The sequence below is a fragment of the Streptomyces sp. 8L genome, assembly GCF_020176795.1.
Taxonomy (GTDB): Bacteria; Actinomycetota; Actinomycetes; order Streptomycetales; family Streptomycetaceae; genus Streptomyces.
The window spans coordinates 1-734 of the sequence record NZ_JAIUKE010000949.1 but is presented as its reverse complement, the minus strand read 5'-3'; the positions used below and the strand labels follow the sequence as shown (position 1 = coordinate 734).

Here is a 734-nt window from a genome sequence, read left to right as displayed (position 1 = left end):
CGGTGAGGATCGCGGTGGGCACGCGCCGGTGCAGCGCTTCGAGGGCGGCCGTCGAGGAGACCGTGACCAGCAGGTCCGTACGGTCCAGGACCTCGCCCATGTTCCCGTACACCAGACGGAAGTTGGGCGGTGTGCCGCCCGGCACCCGCTCCGCGAGCCGCTGGTAGGGGAACTCCTCGATGTGCGTGGTGTGTTCGCCGACCTGGCTGCGCAGCTTCAGCAGCACCTCGCGGCGCGGGTGCAGCCGGGCGTGCTCGATCAGCCGCCGCAGCACGTACGCGCGGTCGGCGCGGGTCACCGGCACGGACGGCTGCGCCGCGAAGACGACGGTGTCGCGGCCCTCCTCGGGCGCGTAGCGCGCGCCGCCGAGGAACGGCAGGGCCGCCTCCGTCACGCACGACGCGTCGGCGCCGACCCCCTCGTACAGGTCGCGGAACCGGTGCGCGTCGTGGCGGGAGTTGGCGAGTACGACATCGGCTCCGTGGCGCAGCAGGAGGCCGTCGGCGAGCTTCTCGTAGACGACGCCGACATAGCCGGTGACGACGACGGGCCGCCGGGCGAGCTCCAGCGCGGCGATGCCGTGCAGCATCGCCTGCACGCCGCCGCCGACGAGCGCGAGGACGATCAGGTCGTACGCGCCCGCCCCGGCTTCCTCGGCGGCCGGCGATCCGTCCGCGAGCGAGGCGAGGAACTGGGCGCCTGTGACCTCGCGGATGTCGGCCGCCTCCGCGCCC

Annotated in this window: 1 protein-coding gene; it reads right to left on the bottom strand. The window is 74.3% G+C overall.

What is annotated here, in order from left to right; genetic code table 11:
• The coding region (locus LCE31_RS40045) for a DUF6716 putative glycosyltransferase (protein WP_374118723.1) at positions 1-734 on the bottom strand (734 nt) is incomplete at both ends.